16 protein-coding genes are annotated in these 19,265 nt (G+C 62.4%); 3 read left to right on the top strand and 13 right to left on the bottom strand.

Annotated features, from left to right (window positions below; all coding sequences use genetic code 11):
• Positions 1-98 precede the first annotated feature (98 nt).
• The 5 genes from NY78_RS02465 to NY78_RS02445 all read right to left on the bottom strand — a co-directional run bounded on the left by NY78_RS02465 (position 99) and on the right by NY78_RS02445 (position 7,753).
• Positions 99-1,775, bottom strand: coding sequence for a peptidylprolyl isomerase (locus tag NY78_RS02465; protein WP_231583707.1), 1,677 nt, complete (start codon positions 1,773-1,775; stop codon positions 99-101).
• Positions 1,772-5,221 (bottom strand): transcription-repair coupling factor, encoded by a 3,450-nt coding sequence (gene mfd, locus NY78_RS02460; RefSeq protein ID WP_043631221.1) that lies wholly within the window; start codon positions 5,219-5,221, stop codon positions 1,772-1,774. The genes NY78_RS02465 and mfd overlap by 4 nt, the downstream gene beginning before the upstream one ends.
• A 171-nt stretch (positions 5,222-5,392) precedes the next feature.
• A complete protein-coding gene (locus NY78_RS02455) occupies positions 5,393-5,869 on the bottom strand; it encodes a chemotaxis protein CheW (RefSeq protein WP_024826793.1) in 477 nt (158 codons plus the stop codon).
• 119 nt (positions 5,870-5,988) lie between these two features.
• On the bottom strand, positions 5,989-6,474 hold the full coding sequence (locus NY78_RS02450) for a hypothetical protein (protein WP_043631217.1): 486 nt from the start codon (positions 6,472-6,474) through the stop codon (positions 5,989-5,991).
• Positions 6,475-6,553: 79 nt separating this feature from the next.
• Positions 6,554-7,753, bottom strand: a complete 1,200-nt coding sequence (locus tag NY78_RS02445) for an aminopeptidase (protein WP_043631214.1) — start codon at positions 7,751-7,753, stop codon at positions 6,554-6,556.
• Positions 7,754-7,932: 179 nt separating this feature from the next.
• On the opposite strand from NY78_RS02445, the gene infA reads away from it, so the two are divergent.
• Positions 7,933-8,151, top strand: a complete 219-nt coding sequence (infA, locus tag NY78_RS02440) for a translation initiation factor IF-1 (protein WP_006918952.1) — start codon at positions 7,933-7,935, stop codon at positions 8,149-8,151.
• A 70-nt stretch (positions 8,152-8,221) separates the two neighbouring features.
• Here infA and NY78_RS02435 read toward each other — a convergent pair whose 3' ends face one another.
• On the bottom strand, positions 8,222-9,829 hold the full coding sequence (locus NY78_RS02435) for an MBL fold metallo-hydrolase RNA specificity domain-containing protein (RefSeq protein ID WP_043631211.1): 1,608 nt from the start codon (positions 9,827-9,829) through the stop codon (positions 8,222-8,224).
• 160 nt (positions 9,830-9,989) lie between these two features.
• Here NY78_RS02435 and NY78_RS02430 point away from each other — a divergent pair, with 160 nt between their 5' ends.
• The gene (locus NY78_RS02430) at positions 9,990-10,646 is read left to right on the top strand and encodes a TIGR00730 family Rossman fold protein (protein ID WP_043631208.1); all 657 of its coding nucleotides are present in this window, start codon (positions 9,990-9,992) and stop codon (positions 10,644-10,646) included.
• A gap of 75 nt (positions 10,647-10,721) precedes the next feature.
• Complete coding sequence (locus tag NY78_RS02425; protein ID WP_043631205.1) at positions 10,722-11,447, top strand: STM3941 family protein; 726 nt, start codon at positions 10,722-10,724, stop codon at positions 11,445-11,447.
• Positions 11,448-11,656: 209 nt separating this feature from the next.
• Here NY78_RS02425 and rpoD read toward each other — a convergent pair whose 3' ends face one another.
• The 7 genes from rpoD to NY78_RS02390 all read right to left on the bottom strand — a co-directional run bounded on the left by rpoD (position 11,657) and on the right by NY78_RS02390 (position 19,072).
• Complete coding sequence (rpoD, locus tag NY78_RS02420) at positions 11,657-13,423, bottom strand: RNA polymerase sigma factor RpoD (protein WP_043631203.1); 1,767 nt, start codon at positions 13,421-13,423, stop codon at positions 11,657-11,659.
• On the bottom strand, positions 13,416-15,146 hold the full coding sequence (gene dnaG / locus NY78_RS02415; protein ID WP_043631200.1) for a DNA primase: 1,731 nt from the start codon (positions 15,144-15,146) through the stop codon (positions 13,416-13,418). Before dnaG ends, rpoD begins: the two co-directional genes overlap by 8 nt.
• A 287-nt stretch (positions 15,147-15,433) precedes the next feature.
• Positions 15,434-17,767 carry an endonuclease MutS2 gene (locus NY78_RS02410; protein ID WP_043631197.1) on the bottom strand — a complete coding sequence of 778 codons (2,334 nt, stop codon included), beginning with the start codon at positions 17,765-17,767 and terminating at the stop codon, positions 15,434-15,436.
• Between the two features lie 28 nt (positions 17,768-17,795).
• On the bottom strand, positions 17,796-18,242 hold the full coding sequence (locus tag NY78_RS02405) for a GatB/YqeY domain-containing protein (protein ID WP_043631194.1): 447 nt from the start codon (positions 18,240-18,242) through the stop codon (positions 17,796-17,798).
• Positions 18,242-18,442 (bottom strand): 30S ribosomal protein S21, encoded by a 201-nt coding sequence (gene rpsU, locus NY78_RS02400; protein ID WP_005990045.1) that lies wholly within the window; start codon positions 18,440-18,442, stop codon positions 18,242-18,244. The genes NY78_RS02405 and rpsU overlap by 1 nt, the downstream gene beginning before the upstream one ends.
• 153 nt (positions 18,443-18,595) lie before the next feature.
• The gene (locus NY78_RS02395; RefSeq protein ID WP_043631191.1) at positions 18,596-18,778 is read right to left on the bottom strand and encodes a hypothetical protein; all 183 of its coding nucleotides are present in this window, start codon (positions 18,776-18,778) and stop codon (positions 18,596-18,598) included.
• A gap of 21 nt (positions 18,779-18,799) precedes the next feature.
• A complete protein-coding gene (locus NY78_RS02390) occupies positions 18,800-19,072 on the bottom strand; it encodes an HU family DNA-binding protein (RefSeq protein WP_006918963.1) in 273 nt (90 codons plus the stop codon).
• Between the last annotated feature and the right edge of the window lie 193 nt (positions 19,073-19,265).

Below are 19,265 nucleotides of genomic sequence, written 5' to 3'. Positions count from 1 at the left end.
CCAATCTCCTCCCAGAGCGACGCGGCCGCGCATCCGGGGCCTATAAACATTTTTGCCACCCCAGGCAATCACGGCCCAAGCCCGTCCGGACGGAAGGGTCAGGGAAATTCCAGCACACGGCTCTCTTTTTTCCCGACTTCCACGGTCTCTTCCCGGGATCCGGCACGATAGGCCACTTCGCTCGGACTGCCAAGCCGCACGGTCAGCCGACGGGCGTAGGCAATGCGGTGGGGCTTGCCGGGTTTGAGATACACCCGCTCTTCTCGCCCGTCGTCCACGATATACAATATCCAGCTCGCCTTGACCGCGTTGAATTCAACTTCTCCCGGGCCGGATTGGGATTGTCCAGCAACCGGCGGGGGGGAGGATCCGGCTGGGGCGGCCCCTGCCTGGGTCGCCGGGGCGGCCGGGACCGATGCCTCAGGCGAACCGGAAGCGAGGGTCGGATCGGGAGCCCCGACCGGCGTCCCGCCACGCTCTGGTTCTCCCGGCAAAACATTGTCTGAAAGTGGCGGGACAGCGGCCGGCGGCTGCTCTGCCACCACACCCGGCTGCTCCGCCGACAACGGGGCTGGCGGCGTCTGGACGGCCGGCGCTTCGGGAACCGGCGGCGCAACCGGGGACGAGGTCTCCTCGATTCCGGGCGACCGGGGCATGTCCGCAGCCGGGACAACTTCAGGCGCAGGCGGTGTCGGCTGCTGCCCCTCTGTCGGGGGGGGGGCCTGTTTTTCGGCCAGGACCTTGCGGGCCGAGTCCGCAAGCGCGTCGCTGGCCTGCCTCTGGGATCTGGCGGCATGCCGTTCCGCCTGGTCGGCATTGGCCGCATCCTGGCCCGCCACGGCATCGGCCGGCTGCCCTTCCGAGAACAGGCGGCGGTTGACCCGGATGGTCGCCCCGGCCAGGGCCTCGGCCAACCAGGCATCAAAAGCCTTGGCCAGCTTTTCCGTTGTCAGCATGGACTCAACCCGGACATAGGCCTTGGCTGGGTCCAGGACTGCGGCAGGCAGGCGCGCAACCAGCACCAAGCCCAGAAAGTCATGCCCATCCGCCAGAGGCTGTGTTGCCTCGCCGGGCTTGCGCGCTTTCAAAGCCTCCCGCCAAGCTGGCGGCAGCCCGGATTCGGGCAGGACGACCTCATGGACACCGGCGGTGTTCTGGGGTGTATCGGCCTTGCGGACTGCAACCAAGGCCGCCTTGACGCTTTCGGCATCCCGACCGTTCACCACCAGGAGCCGCACCGAAGCCGGTCGGGTGAAGGCGTCGAGGTGTTCTTTGTAATAATTGGCTGCCTCGGAAACGCCCACCCGGACGTTAGGACGCAGGACATCCCGGGTGAATTTCTCCAGGCGCAGCCGATCAGCCAGCATTTCCCGCCAATGCGGCAGGTCAATATGTTCCTCAAGGAGTATGGCGTCAAAGGCGTCGCCCGGATAATCGGCCCGCACAGCCTCTTCTGCGGCAGCAAGCTCCGGGGCGGAAAGAGCCAGCTTCCGTCGGTCCAGTTCCTGGCCCACCAGCCGGGCCACGATCAATTCGGCCAGTGAAGCCCCATACTCGCGGCGCAGTTCCTCCACCGCTGGATTGTCCACCTGCGGCAGGCCCAGTCGGCCGAGATCGTATCGCGCCTCCAGTTCAGCCAGGCGAATGGGCGAGCCGCCCACTACGGCCACCACCCCGGCCTCGTCCAGCTGGTCCCACAGGCAGCCGCCAAGCAACCCGGCGGTCAGGCCCAGGCAGAGGACGGCCCGCAACGCCCGGACAAGGGCCAGCCTCACGCGGCCGCCTCATCGCCAAGACCGGCCAGTTCCCTGGCCCAGGCGGCCAGGGCGTCGGGAAGGGGCAGACTCTGGTCCAGGGGCATGACGATTTTTCCTGGCGGCAACAGCCGCAGCCCGTCTCGTTCTCCCACAAAGGCCACCAGACGTTGTGTGGTCACGACCACGCCGTCGCCCTCAAAGGAGACGGTCAGCTTTGTCGGGGTAATTTCCGCCTTGACCACTCCCAGGCGGGCGAGCACCTGCTTGACCCCCAGGACCGCCAGGAAATTGTCCACTTCCGGCGGCGGCGGTCCAAACCGGTCCCGCATTTCAGCCGCCAGTTCGGCCAACCCCTCTTCGGTGCGGGCCGTTGACAAGGCCTTGTACAGCCGCAACCGGTCGGAGGCCTCAGGCACATAGCGTTCCGGAATGCGGGCAGCCAGTCCCAGGGTCAGTTCCGGTTCGGTGCGCTCCTTGAGCGGCTCGCCCTTGAGCCGGCGCACTTCTTCGGACAGCATTTCCAGAAACATGTCCAGGCCGATGCGGGCGATATGGCCCGACTGGGCCTCGCCCAGGATGTTGCCGGCCCCGCGCAGGCGCAGATCTTCCATGGCCACCTGGAACCCGGCCCCGAGATAGTCCATGTCGAGAATCACGCGCAGACGCTTTCGGGCCAGTTCCGGCACTTTTTCGATGCTTGGCACCACGAAATAGGCAAAGGCCTGCCGGGGTGATCGCCCCACCCGGCCGCGCAGCTGGTAGAGCTGGCCCAAGCCGAACATGTGGGCGTTGTCCACGATAAGGGTATTGGCCCGGGGAAAATCCAGACCCGATTCGATGATCGAGGTGCACACGAGAATATCGGTCTCGCCATGCCAGAAGCCGTGCATGGCCTCTTCCAGGGCGGTTTCCGACATCTGGCCGTGGGCCATGGCCACCTTGGCCTCGGGAGCCAGGGTCTTGACGTAGGCTGTTACGTCCTCCAGGCCCTGCACCCGGTTGTGCACCCAAAACACCTGCCCCTGGCGCTCCAGCTCGCGTTTTATGACCTCGCGCAAAAGCCCCTCGTCGCGCTCGATGAGCGCCGTGTCCACGGTCTTGCGGTCCACCGGCGGGGTCTCGATGACCGACAGCCCGCGCACCCCGGACAACGACAGCTGCAGGGTGCGCGGGATGGGCGTGGCGGTCAGGGTCAAAGCGTCGATGTTCTTTTTAAAGGCCTTGAGGCGTTCCTTGTGCTTGACGCCAAACCGCTGTTCTTCATCGAGAATGAGCAGACCGATGTTGGGGATGGTCACGTCGGAAGACAGGATGCGGTGGGTGCCGATCAGGATATCGACCTGCCCCCGGGCCACGGATTCCAGGACCACCTTGCGCCGCTTGGGAGAAACAAAACGCGAGAGCATCTCCACGCGCACCGGAAACCCTTCCAGGCGGGAAGCAAAATTCTGGTAGTGCTGTTCGGCCAACACGGTGGTCGGACACAGCATGGCCACCTGTTTGCCGTCGAGCACGGCCCGGAAGGCGGCGCGAAGGGCCACTTCGGTCTTGCCAAAGCCCACGTCGCCGCAGACCAGCCGGTCCATAGGCTCGGGGCGTTCCATATCGGCCAGGACTTCGGCAATGGCCCGCTCCTGATCCGGCGTCTCCTCAAAGCCGAAAGTGGCCTCGAACTCCAAATAGAGTTCGTTGGTCGGACCGTAGGCATAGCCCTTGGCCACCTGCCGGTAGGCGTACATTTCGACCAGATCGGCGGCAATGCGCTCAATGGCCTTCTTGGCCCGTTCGCGCACGGATTTCCAGCGCGCGCCGCCCAGACGATCAAGCGGCGGCGAGATGCCTTCGGGGCCTTTGTAGCGTTGCATGAGCCCCAGCCGGTCGGCCGGCAGGTAGAGCTTGTCCTCGTCGGCAAAGACCAGCAGCAGATAATCGCCGCCCGTGGCGTCCACGGTCATACGGGTCAATCCCTCGAAGGTGGCCACGCCGTAGTCGCGATGGACCACCAGATCGCCGGACCTGATGTCGTCAAAAGAGGCCAGCCCCTTGAAATCCTTCTTGCTGCCCTGCTCTGCCCCGGCTTTGGATGCTTCGGGGTGGAGTATATCCTCGGCCAGGATGCGGGTGTCGCGCCAGGACAGTTCCATGCCGTGGCGAAGCGACGAAAGCAGGGCAAAAAGACCGGTCTCCCCCGGGGAGTAGCTGGTGCGAAAGACCAAGCCCTCGGGTTCGATCATCTGCAGAAATTTCTTGCGCGACCGCTCGCCATGAAACGACAGGACGGTCTGGCCCTGGCCGTTCCACTCCTTGAGCGCCGCCACCAGGGTGGTCCATGGGCGTTTGTCCGAGCCGGGTTTCCAGAAAATGTCGCCGAAGCGCTCGACGGCCTTTTCCGGCAGATCCGGACCATGGCGCCCCCGGCCCATAACCAGATCCTCAAACAGGATGCGCCGGCCGGCCACCAGGGACTTGCGGGCCATGTTCTCCGGCCACAGCACCCGGGAGTTCGGCCAGGGATGGCCGCGTTCCTTGGTTTCGGCCTCAAAAAAACGCCGCCAGGCGTGTTCGGCTTCCTCCAGGCGTTCTTTGACCTTGGTGGGATCGCACACGATGTAGGCGGCGTCTTCGGGAAACCAGGCGGACAGTTCCACGGGTTTTTCGTAAAACATTCCCGGCCAGATGCCGCCGTCACGAGCTTCCAGGCAGGTCTCCAGGTGCTGCTTGGCCGTCCGGTGGAGTTCGCCGGTGCCGGCAATGGACTCCCACAAGGTGCGCGCCTCGTCCATGAAGGTGTCCGAGAGCACTGCCGGGGCGGCCGGCAGCAAGGCGGCCTCGGTCAGTTCGGCCAGAGACCGCTGGGTCCCGGCGTCAAACCGGCGAATGGCCTCGACCGTGTCGCCGAAAAACTCCAGGCGCAGCGGGCTGTCGTAGCCCGGCGGAAAAATGTCGAGGATGTCGCCGCGAAGGGCGAATTCCCCGGGATTGGTGACCATGGGGGAACGCTTGTAGCCCCACAAGACGACCTGCTCGGCAATGAGATCCCGGGGGAGTTCCTCGCCCAGGGCCACATTCAGGATGTTGCCCTCCAGGGCGCGCAGCGGCGGCCATTTGGGGAGCAGGTTGTCGGCCGAGACCAGGAGCACCCGCGGCCCGCGGCCCATGGCGGCAAAGGCCAGAAAGGCCATGCGACGGGCCCAAAACGCCCCGCTTGGCCGCCCCGGGGCATACGACGGCAACATGGCATAGGGCGCGCCCCAAAGGGTGCCTGGCGCGGGCGGGGCCAGGAGTTCGAGCAGGGCGGCTATGCGGGACAGCTCGTGCAACCCGGGAGCGACCACCACGGCGGACTGGCCCCGGGCCAGGGACTCGGCCGCCAGGAAGGCCAGCGTGGCCGGACCGCTTTTATAGACGGAAGCGGAATCGGTTCCAGCCAGGAGATCAGACAATGGGGAGGGAATGCGGGACAAGACAGGCCTCGTGGGGGAAATACGGGATGGCCGCCGTCACACCTGTGACGACGGCCGTGACATCAATCTGCGCTTCGCCGGCCCAATCTGCCGGTCGAACACGATAGGACGCTGCCGCACAAATCGTCTGACTCGCCACTCCTGACGCTGACGAGCCACGCCGGATGCAGCCTAGAAGGAACCGAGCATGTCGCGTTCTTCGCCGGAAAGCAGCTTGTTGAGATCCAAAAGGATAAGCAACCGATCCTCAAGCTTGCCCACGCCGCTGATGTATTCGGACTCCAGGCCGGAAACCACCGGTGGCGGCGGTTCCACCGTGCTGGCGGGTATGCGCAGCACCTCGGAGACGGAATCGACCACAAACCCCACGATCATATTATTGATCTCAATGACAATAATGCGGGTGTGCTTGTCGTGGTCGCGGGTAGACAGGCCAAAGCGACGCCTGAGATCGATAATGGGAATAACCTTGCCCCGCAGGTTGATGACGCCCTCGACGAAGTCAGGGGCGCGCGGGACCTTGGTGATATCCATCATGCGGATGATCTCCTGCACGCTGAGGATATCAACGCCGAATTCTTCCTCGCCAATACTGAACGTGACGAGCTGAAGCAGTTCGGCATCCTGTTTCTTGAGGGTTTCCTCCATGCGGCAAGCTCCCGTTTATAGTGTGGCCGCACCGTTGGCGGCAAAGTACATCTCTTAAAAACCTTCTATCGAAAACGGCATGCAAAACGCAAGACAGATCCGAGGCGACACAAAAAAAACTAGTCCCCGGAGGTTTCTCGCAGTCGCTCCTCAGGGGTCATACTCCAAAAGGGAAAGCCGTCTTTGGTGCGACGAACCTTGAGTTGGCTATCTTCACCCTTTTTGACCTTGACGGCAAGCAGCACATCCTGCCCGTCAAATTCAGCCCAGACACCCGCCACCTTGACCTGATCGCCCTCCTTGAGACCGATGGAAGACAAATCAACAAAATCCTTGGGTCCCAGATGAACAACCTCCAGGGTCTTATCCTTTTTGTCCTCGACCTGAAGCGCAATCCCCGTGGCCATTCCCGGCGACGGCACGATATCGTAAATTTTGACCACCCGCCCCTTGATGGCGTCGGCTTCCTTGGCATCGAAAAGCCTGTCGTACTCCCCGCCACGCTCCCAACCTTTGAGATCGGGATTGGCCTTGGACCCGGCCTGGACCAGACCGGCCAGCGCCATCACCGCCACCACAACTGCCAACACCGCCAGTTTGCGCATACCCATCTCCTTAAAACGTCCTCGCGAACCGATCATCAAGCCGCGTCTTTGCCGCGATTACGGCGCATTGCCTCAGGCGTCAATATGCAAACTGTCCGTTTTCATAAATGGTCACATCGCTGCCGTCGGCCAGATGGGCACGCACGCGCTTGGCTTCGGTGTTGACCAGATCCCAGTGCAGGGCCGAATCATTAAACCCCAGGGCGGCCTTTTTGGCGGCATCAAGACCAGATGGATCACCGGCGTAGGTGTCGGAATAGGAGCTTCCCACGGCGACGTGGCAGTTCCCGTTCGGTCCGCCGAAATTTTCGTCATAGAGGGTGTTGGCCATGAAGCGGTCGATGCGGGAAAAACGCCGATCGGTCAGGGAAAATTCGCCCAGGCGCGAGGCCCCCGGGTCCATGGCCAGCTGTTTGCGCACAAACGACTCCCCCTGCTCGGCCGCGATTTCCGTCACCTGACCATCGGCAAAGGTCAGACGCACGCCGCGAACGAGATTGCCGCTGCGGTACGAGGGTTGGTCGGCATAGTACCGCCCGGAGGTGCCGCGCCAATCCGGGGAGGTGAAGATCTCGAAACTCGGGATGTTGTGGCCGGACAGTCCCAGCCAGCGACGTCTGGCCCCGGGCGTAACCTTGAGGTCCACATTGTCGGACTCGACATGCAGGTATTCGGCCGCAAGACTCCCCAGCCAGGCCTTGATCTCCCGGGCTTCGTCATACAGTTTGCGCCAGCGCCCCACCGGATCGGCGTCCTTGAGAAAGCAGGCCGACACGACCTGGGCGGCGTATTCCTTTTTCGTCATGCCGGCTTTGCCGGCCAGTTCGGCGGTGGGATACAGACATAACGTCCAGCCGAATTCGCCCTTCTCCTCCCGGCCGACCAGGATGTCGCGCAGGGGTTTTCGGGCCAGGGCAGCCGTAGCAATACGTTTGGGGTCGATGCCGCTTAAGTGCATGAGGCTGTCCGGGGCCAGCAGATGCATGGCGCCGTGCAGATTTTCGTTGAGCTCGACCTGGCCCGGGGCCTGAAATACCAACTGGGCCTCGTCGGCCGTGGCGTAAAAGGCGGTTTCCATGGTCGGGGTAAGCGCCAGACGGGGCACGGGATTGAGCCCCCGGGCCAGAAGCTTGGCGTAGACGGCCTCGGCCAGTTTGAGGGCGGCCAATTCATACTGGACCAGAATGACGTCGCCGGGCTTGTAGGGCTCGGTGCGCGAGGTGGTCAGTCCCCAGACGAGGACGTCGGCGTATTTTTCGAGTTGAGGGCGCGTAAGCACGGCAGTTTATCCTTTTTTCTCAGTCTATAGTCCGAAAGCCAGGGGCGCGGCAAGGACTGTGCGCACATCCGCGCCCTGCCCCTTGCCATCTCTAGAAGAAACGACTATTGTACTACGTTCACGACAACGCGACCAGAACGGCCGTGCCCATCCGGCGCGCCGTCAGGAGGATACTGATTATGGCCAAAGAAGGCGCAATCGAGGTTGACGGCGTGGTGCAGGAAGCACTGCCCAACGCCATGTTCCGCGTCGAGCTGGAAAACGGGCACGAAGTACTGGCCCACATTTCCGGCAAAATGCGCAAGTTCTACATCCGCATTCTGCCCGGCGACCGGGTCAAGGTCGAGCTTTCGCCCTATGACCTCACCCGCGGCCGCATCACCTACCGCCTCAAGTAACGCCGCCCACCCCCATCGGCGGGCGGCGCGGCCCCGGGACTATTCCCGAAGCCGCGCCCGCTCCCCCGGCTCACATCTCCGAGAGCAGCTCCAGCAACTCCCGGTCCAGGGCCAAAAGCCGCTGGCGCATTTCCGCCTGTTCCTCGACCGGTCGTCCGGCCAACGCTGTGGTGTGTTCCCGCATCCGGGACAGGCGGCCCTCCATCTCGGTGAAAAGCACCGCCCAATCGATATGCGGGCGGGCCTTTTCCTCGTCCACCGCCACCGTCGGTTCGACTCCGGGCGTCAGGGTGTATTCTTCCAGATACTGGGGAATACGCACCTTGAGCCCGAACTGCTGCCGCACAAGCCCGGCCAGGGTATCCAGCGCCTTCTGTTCGCCGTGAACCAAAAACACCTGGGGATGGTTGACCTTGAAGTGTGACAGCCAGGTGAGGATCTGGCTCTGCCCGGCGTGGGAGGAAAAGCCGCCGATGGTGAAGATGCGGGCATTGACCGCCACTTCCTCGCCCAGGATGCGGATTTTTTTCGCCCCGTCCACGATCTTGCGACCGGGCGTGCCCATGGCCTGGAACCCGACAAACACGATGCTGGCCTCGGGCCGCCACAGGTTGTGGCGCAGGTGGTGCTTGATCCGCCCGGCGTTGCACATGCCGCTGGCGGCGATGACGATGGCCGGACCGGACCGGTCGTTAATCTCCCGGGACTGATCGGTTGACAGGGTAAAGCGCAGATTGGGCAGGGACAGCGGGTCCTCGCCCCGGTCGATATAGGCCCGCGTCTCCTCGTCGAGATAGCTGGGATTGCGCTTGAAAATCTCGGTTGCCTTGATGGCCAGGGGGCTGTCCACGTAGACCGGCATGTCGGATGGTATCCGGCCCTCCTTGAGCAGCTTGTGCAAGCAGAAAAGGATCTCCTGGGTGCGCTCCACGGCAAAGGCCGGAATGATGACCTTGCCCCCGCGCTCATAGCTGATCCGGATGGCCTCGGCCAGTTCCTCGCGGCTGTCGTCCACGTTTTTATGGTCGCGGTCGCCGTAGGTGCCTTCCAGGAACAGGTAATCGGTGTCGACTGGCTTGTCCGGATCGCTGACCAGCAATTGGTCGGGACGGCCAAGGTCGCCGGAAAAGAGCATCCGGGTACGCTTGCCGTCTTCCTCCAGGGTCAGCTCGATAAAGGCCGAACCGAGGATGTGCCCTGCGTCGTGGTAAATGGCCGTGATGCCCGGGGCCGGGGAAAAGGGCTGGCCGTAGGGCACGGGGACGAGCAAATCGGTCGCAGCCTGGGCGTCGGCCTGGGTGTAAAGGGCCTCTACCACCCGCCCGCCATGCCGGCGGCTTTTGCGGCTGGCCCACTCGGCTTCCATTTCCTGGATATGGGCGCTGTCCTCAAGCATGATGCCGAGCAAATCCCGGGTGGGCGGCGTGCAGTAGATCTTGCCGGAAAAGCCGGTCTTGACCATGCGCGGCAAGAGTCCCGTGTGGTCGATGTGGGCGTGGGTCAGGATAAAAAAATCCATGTGGCGTGGATCGTAGATCGAGGTATCGAGGTTTCGGCGCTCGATGGTTTCGTTGCCCTGGTGCATGCCGCAGTCGATGGCGAACCGGGCGGCGGCAGTTTCGATGCAATGGCAGGAACCGGTGACAGTGCCGGCCGCGCCGAGGAACTTGACCTTCATGAAGCCTCCGGAGATTGGCCGGGCAGCCGGCCACGTCTTGATTAACCTCGCCCAAGCGGGCAAGTAGCGGCGAGAGCGTCATGCCTTCACCGTAAACACCAATTACCCTCTTTCGACGCCGCTGAGAAGACCTGCCCCCACCCCGACCAAAGGAGCCTTTATGCCTGCTTCGCGCCAGTATCTCATAAACGACCTGTCCATGTCCGAATCCTGGCGGCTTTTCAAGATTATGGCCGAGATCGTAGATGGATTCGAGCAGCTCGGCGACCTCAAACCCGCTGTGTCCATTTTCGGCTCGGCCCGGGCGCTGCCTGACGATCCCATCTACCAGGAGACCACGAAACTGGCCGATATGCTCTGCCGGGCCGGCTATTCGGTCATCACCGGCGGCGGCCCCGGGCTCATGGAAGCGGCCAACAAGGGGGCCAACGAGGCCGGCGGCGAATCGGTCGGCCTGCACATCCATCTGCCCCTGGAGCAGCAGCCCAACAAGTACCTGACCATCCGCAGCGACTACCGCTATTTTTTCATCCGCAAGCTCATGTTCATCAAATACGCCATGGCCTACATCGCCATGCCCGGCGGCTTCGGCACCCTTGACGAGGTCAGCGAGGCCTTGGTGCTCATCCAGACCCGGCGCATCAAGCCCTTCCCCATCATTTTCATGGGCAAGGATTTCTGGGGCGGGCTGCTTGACTGGTTCAAGGGGACGCTTCTGGACAAAGGCTATGTCTCGGCCGACGACCTGGAGCTTTTTACGGTGCTCGACACCCCGGAAGAGGCAGTGACGTATATCCGGCGGCACGTGATTATTTAGACCGGCGGGGCCGGTCCCAATGGCAACCACCGGACACGCCCCGACAGGCCAGCACGTTCCTATGGAGCAACCGGCATGGCATGGCAATCCCTCGCTATCGCCCCGAGAGAGAAAAAATACTGGTTCCTCCTTGTCGTCTGCCTGGCCTTCACGGCCCTGCTCATGTACCGCCTGCACATCGACCAACCGATTCGCAACACCATAATTTCCCTACCCATCGCCCTTTTCGCCATTGTGCTGATTCTCAAGAGGTTTGGAAGTCCAAAGACCGTCTCGTTGAGGATCACTCCCGAAGGTCTGGAATTTCAATACGACCAAGGAAGTGTGCGTATTCCCTGGCCTGATGTTCAGGCAGTCGGCACGTATTCGTTCGCGACAAACACTATGGTTGGCATCCGACTCAACAGTTATAATCGATATCTGGAGGGCATGCCTCCCACCTTGATGCAGTACTTGATCTACGAGCGACCCTATGAAGGCGGCCTGCTCTTCTCGTGGGTCTTGCGGCGACTCAGGCTTACGCCACTTAGCCGACGTGTGTTTTCCCGCAATCCGGCCCTGCTCGTAAATCAGACCCCGCCCTCACTCTGGTCCGGGTTTGCTGGTCTCGATATTCCGGCCGGTTTCGCCGGCACGGGGACAGTGGGCCTCATGGTCCAGACGCTGCTTTTCTCCAGGCTCTCAACCGGCTACGATCTGACGCTCTCGAGCAAGGAGATCGGCCGGCCCGCCGAGGAGCTCGTCGCAATTCTTGAAGACTATCTGACCGAGTCACACCGGGCGTCAGGCGTGGAGCGTTGAACACGTCGAATGAGAACCTGTTCGGTTCGCTATGACACCATCCATCCGGTTTCTTGAACTTTGCCCTGACAATTCGGCCGTTGCCGCAGGCGTGATTGTTCCCATTTTGTCAGCTGCCCTTACAAAAAAACGTCCCCCGGTCGCCAAGGACCGGGGGACGTCGATACAAGCAGCCTGTTTGCCGGCGTCTTGCCGCCGCCGGCCAGCTCCTAGCCCTCGTAGTACGAGCGCAGATGCTGGCTGCGCACCGGATGGCGCAGCTTGCGCAGGGCCTTGGCCTCGATCTGGCGGATGCGCTCGCGGGTGACGTTGAAAAGCTTGCCCACTTCCTCAAGGGTGTGGTCCGACTTCTCGCCAAGCCCGAAACGCTTGCGCAACACCTGCTCCTCGCGCGGGGTCAGGTCGGAGAGTACCTTGCCGATCTGCTCGCCAAGCTTGGTGTTGACCACTTCCTCGGCCGGAGCCAGAGCCTTTTTATCCTCAATGAAGTCGCCAAGACTCGAATCTTCCTCATCGCCGATGGGCGTCTCAAGGGAGATGGGCTCCTTGGCGATTTTCAGCACCTTTTTGACCTTCTCCAGCGGATAATCCATACGCTCGGCGATTTCTTCCGGCGTAGGATCGCGTCCGAGCTCCTGGACAAGGTAGCGCGAGGTGCGGATCAACTTGTTGATCGTCTCGATCATATGCACCGGGATGCGGATGGTGCGGGCCTGATCCGCGATGGCCCGGGTGATGGCCTGCCTGATCCACCAAGTGGCGTAGGTCGAGAACTTGTAGCCGCGCTGGTATTCAAACTTATCCACGGCCTTCACCAGACCGATGTTGCCTTCCTGGATCAGATCGAGAAACTGCAAGCCACGGTTGGTGTACTTTTTGGCAATGGACACGACGAGGCGCAGGTTGGCCCGAATGAGCTCCTGCTTGGCCCGCTGGGCCGCGTTGTTGCCGCGCTTGATGCGCCACAACACCTCTTCCAGTTCGTGGACATTGTGGCAGCACTTGTCCTGCAGGCGGTCGAGAATCTCCATCTTGGCCGAGAGCATTTCCTTGAAGGAAAACAGCTCTTCCACCGTCAGCCCAAGGGATTCGGCCGCAACCATCGGGTTGACCGAGCGCGCGTCGAGTTGGGCGAACATCTCCTGGATCTCGGAGTGGGACTTGCCAACCGAGAGGATGTAGGCGGACAAGTCGCGCTGGCAGTTGTGCATCTGCCGCACGTAGTCCTCGACGATCTCGATGATGCGATCAATCAAGGTCTTTTCGAGCTTGATGTCGCGCAGGCGCGTGACGATCTCTTCCTTAAAGACCATGATCTCTTTCTGAATGCCGAAGACCCGGCGGTCCAGGCAGGCGCATTGATCGAACTTGCTGTAGATCTTGCGCTTCTTGCGAAACGACGTCTTGACCTCTTCCAGCAGGAAAATAACCCGCTGGCGCTGGTTCATCTCGTCTTCTGAAGGATCGTCTTCCTCGATGGTCTTGACCACGTCTTTGAGCTTGATGCGCCCGATTTTGAGGTCTTCGCCCACCTGAATGAGCTCCTCAACCGCCACCGGCACTTCCACCAGGGCGTAGAGGACCTCCATTTCGCCGTTCTCGATCTTCTTGGCGATGACCACCTCGCCCTCGCGGTCAAGCAGCGGCACGGCCCCCATTTCGCGCAAATACATACGCACGGGGTCGGTGCTGCGCGAGGAGTAGTCGAGGGAATCCTCGCTCTCGGTCAGCTCCAGATCGGCGTCCGGGGCGTCGTCTGGCTCGGCAACAGCCGCTTCGATCTTGCGGCCGTCTTTGTCCGTATCGACAAGGTTGATGTCGAGCTGGTCGAAGATGGCAATGACCTCTTCGAGTTGCTCTGGATTGTTGACCTCAGAAGGCAGGGCTTTGTTCACCTCGTCGAAAGTGAGAAAGCCTTTCTGTTTGCCTTTGACAATGAGGCTTTTGATTTGTTGTATCTCTTTGAGATTACTCATCTCCCCTCCCGGAAAGGGCCTGTAGTTCCCCGAGAAGCCGCAGGGCTTCGTCGCTTGCTCCCTGTTGCTGCGCCCGTCGGATGGCTTCCATGATGGCCCTCCGACGGTCGTTTTCCCGTGCCTCATGGAGAAATATGCAAATTTCCTCAAAAAAAGCGGCTGCTTCCTCGTCAGCAAGGGCAGGCTCCAGCTGCGCCTTGGTCCAAAACGCCGTTTCGGCTTCGCTCAAACGTGGAGCCGGCTCGTCAGGGGTCCCCCCGGCGAGCTTGGCGAAAAAATCCCGGGCCGCAGCACTGTCCAGCATCCCGGCCAGTCCCTGTTCGACCAGAGACGGGGCATAGTCGGGACGGCGCACGGCAAAAGACAACATCTGGGCATCCCGGGACGACAGTTCCAAGGTCTGGGGGCGATGCGGCGCGCTGCCGGCCGCCACATTGCCGCTGGGCGGCCTTTTGCCGGGCGCGGACAGCATCCGCCGCAGCTCCACCTCGGCCAGGCCAAGGCCTGACGCCACCCGCGGGACAAAGACAGCCCGTAGGCCGTCGTCGGCCAGACCGCCCAGAAATTCCATCGCCCAGGTGATGATCTCCTTGGGCGAAAAAGCGTCGCGCACCATGCGCAGACAAAACCCCAACCCGTCCTCGGCCCGGGCCAGACACGCTTCAAACCCTTCCCGACCGGCGGCGTGGAGCAGGCTGTCCACATCCTCGCCGTCAGGCAAAGGCACCACCCGGCAGGCCCCGCCCAGGGTTAAGAGCATCTGGGCAGCCCGAAGCGCGGCCTTGCGTCCCGGCGGGTCGCCGTCAAACACCAGATCGACCCGGGGAGCGAACCCGGACAGCCGCCGGGCCTGCTCATGGGTCATGGCCGTGCCGAGCACGCCGCAGGCCTCGCCATAGCCGTACTGATGCAGCGTAATGACGTCGAGGTAGCCTTCGGTCAAAAGCGCCCGCCGTGTCTTGGCCATCACCGGCCGGGCCTCGAAAAGCCCGTATAGGTTCTGGCCCTTGGTATAAATCGGCGTTTCCGCGCTGTTTAAGTACTTGGGATCGCCGTCTCCCATGGTCCGCCCGCCAAAGGCTATGACCCGGCCGCCGCCGTCGCGGATGGGGAACATGAGCCGGCCGCGAAACCGGTCCCAGGTCCGGCCGTTTTTCCCCAGGGTGAGCAGCCCGGCCGTGACCGCGCCGTCGTCGTCAAATCCGCGCGAACGCAGGACGCTTTGCAACCCCTGCCACCCCTCGGGACTGACCCCCAGGGCAAACCGCTCGATCATCTCGGGACTGACCCCGCGTTTTTCCAGGTATTCCCTGGCAACACGGCCCTCGCCCTGGCCCAGAAGATGACGAAAATACCGGTCGGCCAGCTCGTGCATGGCCAGACAGGCGTCGCGGGCCTGCTTTTTGGCCGCCGCCCGGGGATCGCTGCGCACCCGGCCGAGATCCACTCCCAGTTCGGAAGCCAGCCGCTCCAGGCCCTCACGAAACTCCAGGCCGTTTATACGGCAATAAAAATCAATCACGTCCCCCGAGGCCTGACACCCGAAACAGTGGAAAAAACCCTTGTCGGGATGGACGTTAAACGATCCCTTGGTCTCCTGATGGAATGGGCACGGTCCAACCAGCCGGCTGCCGACAGGCCGCAGGTTGACGTAACGCCCAACGATTTCGACGATATTGGCCCGGGCCTTGACCGCCGCCACCACGCCGGAATCGTTTTTCATCGCGCCCGGCCGGCGGGATCACCCTTGTCGGTCACTCGCATGGCCCCCGTCGTCTCCTCCAGCCGCAAAGGCGGCATGCCCGCAAAGCGGAAGGAGGGTAAATGCAGTTTTTTTCGCAACATCCGGCCGTCTCGCCCGGCCGCCGCACATCCGCCGGTTGCCCGGCAAAACGTCCCAGCCATTCCCCGGTCGCCGAAAACAACCCGGCAATACAGCCTACACCAGAGTCGTTGCCCCGGCTCCCAGCCGGCAAAACCAAACAGACCGCCGAAACGGCCCAAAACGCCTTATTTGAGCGTCACCATGGTCATGCCGTCGCCGCCGCGATCCTCCGGGGCCAGGGAAAATGCCGCCACCTGGGGATGCTCCTTGAGCATCCGGTGGACCTCCCGGCGAAGGGCTCCGGTGCCGCGGCCGTGGATGATCTCCAGTTCGCCGTGGCCGCGAAGCAGGGCATTGTCGACAAAGGCGGCCAATTCGCTCTCGGCCGCATCCGCCCGCATCCCGCGCAAATCAAGGACCAGCCCCGACCCCCGGACCGCGTCGGACGCGGCCACGGCCAGGACCGTGCCCCCGGAAACCTTGGCCGGTTTCGCGCCAACCGCCAGATCGGCCACGCCAACCCACAGGCTCACACCGCCTATATCGACCTTGGCGGCCTGCCGCTTGAGGTCTTTTTCCCGCACAATAGCCGGTTTGTTCCAACTCAGGACCAGGACCGTATCGCCCGGGGCAAGCGACGCCAGATCAAAAGGAACCACCGGCGCATCGGTTGTCCGGTCGCCAGTCAATTCGTTGCTCTCATCAATAAGTCTTTTCCGGACATCGGCAAGGGCCTTTTGGGCTTCCTTGCGGCCAAGACGTCCGGCTTCGTGGCGGCGCACGATATCCCGGGACAGTTCGCGGATCTCCTCGACCAGCTTGTCCTGGGCTTTTCTCAAGTTGTCCTTGAGCTTTTGGATGCGCTGTTCTTCGACCAGCCGCTTGGCGGCGATGTCTTCCAGTTCGCGTTCGCGGCACAGGGCCAGCTCGTTTAAGCGGTCGAAAACCTGCCCGGTATCGCTGCCGTCGAGCAGCAGGTAGCGGTGGGCCCGGTCCAGAATATCCTCGGGCAGGCCATGCTCCCGGGCCACGTCCAGGGCAATGGACGCCCCGACCTGATCGTAGGCCAGGCGATACAGCGGCTTTTTGGTGGCCGGGTCAAACAGCATGCAGGCGGCGCGCACCCCGGGCCGGGACAGGCCGTAGGCCTTAAGCGCCGGGAAATGGGTGGCGGCAGCGAGATAGGCCCCCCGCTCCAGCAGTCCGTCCACCACGGACTGGGCCAGAGCCGCGCCCTGGGACGGGTCGGTGCCGGCCCCGAATTCGTCGAGAAGCACCAGGGTGTCGGCGTCGATGGCGGGCCACACCCGCGACAGATGCCGGATCTGGGCCGTAAAGGTGGAGAGATGGTCTTCCAGGCTCTGCTCGTCGCCGAGAAAGACGAAAATCTTGCGGAAAAAGGGCAGGCTGCTGCCCTCCCCGGCCGGCACGGGCAGGCCGGACAGGGCCATGGCGGCCAAAAGGCCCAAGGTTTTGAGGCACACGGTTTTGCCGCCGGCATTGGCGCCGGTGACAATGAGCGCCCGCTGGTCCTTATCCAGGACCAGATCCTGGGCCACCACCGGGCCGGAAGCGGCCAGAGCCAACAGCGGATGGCGGGCGGCCAGGAGCTGGACGGCATGGCCGCCGGCCACGTCCGGCAAGGTGCCGCCCAGGGCGTCGCACAGGGCCGCCTTGGCCCACAACACGTCGCAATCCACCAGCAGCCGGTAGGAGGCTATGATCTCGCGGCGTTCATCACGGGCCAGACCGGTTAAAAAGGCCATGACCCGGGCCTCGGCCTCGCGCTCCTCGTTTTTGAGTTCCTGGAGGCGGTTGTTGATCTCCACCAGAAAAAACGGTTCCACGTAGATGGTTTCCCCGGTCTGGGAATAGTCGTGGATGATGCCGGGAACCCGGCCCTTGAAATTGGCCCGAAGCGGCAGGACGTAGCGGTCCGACGAGATGGTGACGTAGTCGTCTTGCAAAAGCGGTCCCATCTCGCGCTCGGAGACGAACTCCTTGACCTTGGTCAGGATCGTCTGATTGATCGTGCGGATTTCCTGGCGCACGGAAAAGAGCTCGGGCGAACTTTCGTCGCGCAGCCGTCCGTCGGGAGCCAGACACCGGGCCAGGGCCGCCTGGGTCTTTTTGGCCCAGGGCGTGGCCGCGACAATGGCCCCAAGCACGGATGCGCCCTCGTCGCCGGGCGCCGGCTGGCCCAGGGCCGCTCGCAGTTCGGCCACCCGGGACAGGACGTGAAACAAGGCCGCCAGGGCATCGAGGTCGAGGACCCGGCGCTCGCTGTCGAGGATGGGGAAAAGCGGTTCGATGTCCGGGAAGGCCGTAAACACAATGGCCCGGTCCCGGCGCAGATGCAGCGCTTCAGCCAGTTTTTGCTGTTCCCTGGCCACAAGCGAAACGTCGCCCAGCGGGACTATGGCCCGACAGGCGGCGGCGGCTGGTTCGGACGCGGCCAGTTGGGCCAGACGTTCCAAAACCTTCGGAAACTCCAGCAACGAAAGGGTTCTGGATTCCATAGAAAAATGGGGGTGGATGCGGGAGGAGTCAGGAAGCGAGGCGCGCCTTGACAGCGTCGCTGACTCGCTTGCCGTCGACCCGCCCCTTGTGAGCGGCCAGAACCGACTGCACGACCTTTCCCATGTCCTTCATGGTGCTGGCGGCAAGTTCGGCCACGGCGGCGTTGACGGCGGCGGCAAGCTCGTCGTCGGTCAGGGGAGCGGGAAGGTAGGCAGACAAGACGCCCAACTCCCGCTCCTCTTTTTCGACCAGATCAGCCCGGTTCGCCTTGGCGAACAGATCGATGGACTCCCGACGCTGCTTGACCTGCTTGGCCATGACGCTAAAAAACTCGTCATCGGTCAAAGGCCGGCGAAGCTCCACCTGAAGCGTTTTCGCGGCTGCCTTGAGCATTCGCAAAACGCCCAGGGTAAGGGCATCCTTGGCCTTCATGGCGGCCAGCGCGTCGGATTCGATTCGGGCTTGTAGATTCATTACATCATATTGATTTTGCGCATTTTCTTAAGCAGCCGTTTGCGGGCGGCGGCCTTTTTCTTCTTACGCATGACGCTGGGTTTCTCAAAGTGCTGACGTTTCTTCAGCTCGGAGAGAATCCCGGATTTTTCGACCTGCTTCTTGAAGCGGCGAAGCGCCACATCAAAGTTGTCGGATTCGTCAAGATAGACACCGGGCATTTACATCACCCCCTCTTTGGAAAATTCCCTAGCGGCAAAGACGGTGTTTTTACCCGAGCGACGCGCCACTGTCAAGCGTCAGCCTTGGGAGTGCCAAAAGAAACCGCCCGGCGCGAACCGGGCGGCGGCAGATTTCCGTGACCAGGCAACGGTTTAGTGGTGGCCGTGAGCCGGAGCGTTCTTGGTATCCAAGTACGCCTTGTACACGCAATAGCCCATGCCCGAGGCAATGATGAAAAGCACCAGATAGAGCACGCTGAAAAAAACGAAATGATCAGGCTGCCACCAGGGGAGATCCTGGGGCAAAGGGCTGTGGACGGTTTCACCGTGTAACATGGAAACTTCTCCCGAGAGTGGTTATTGGATGGCGTCTTTCAGCAACTTGCCCGGCCGAAATTTGACTACTTTGGAAGCCGGGATGTTGATCTCGGCACCGGTGCGAGGGTTGCGGCCGGTGCGGGCCTTGCGCTCATCAACCATAAAGGTGCCAAAACCCGTCAGCGTGATTTTACCTTCGCCAACCAGCGTCTCTTCAATGGCCTCAATAAAGGCATTAAGCGCCCGCTCGGCATTGGCTTTGGTCAGCCCGGTCTTTTCGGCAATTTTTCCAACCAGATCAGCCTTGGTCATCAGTCCTCTCCTCCTCTGTTAATCGCCCCCGACCCTGCGGCGGCGCAATGCTCCCGAACCTCTCCGACGCATCAATCCATACACGTCAACAGGGACGTCCCCCCTCGCCTCCCCGCGGCGAGGACAGCCCTCCTGCCCCTGGTGCGCTGCCGCAGCCGGCAAGACGCGATGCGCACGAGTGGGCAAACAAAAA

It is taken from the genome of Desulfovibrio sp. TomC (assembly GCF_000801335.2).
GTDB lineage: Bacteria > Desulfobacterota > Desulfovibrionia > Desulfovibrionales > Desulfovibrionaceae > Solidesulfovibrio.
The sequence above is the reverse complement of the archived record's forward strand: the minus strand, read 5'-3'. Positions and strand labels throughout refer to the sequence as shown.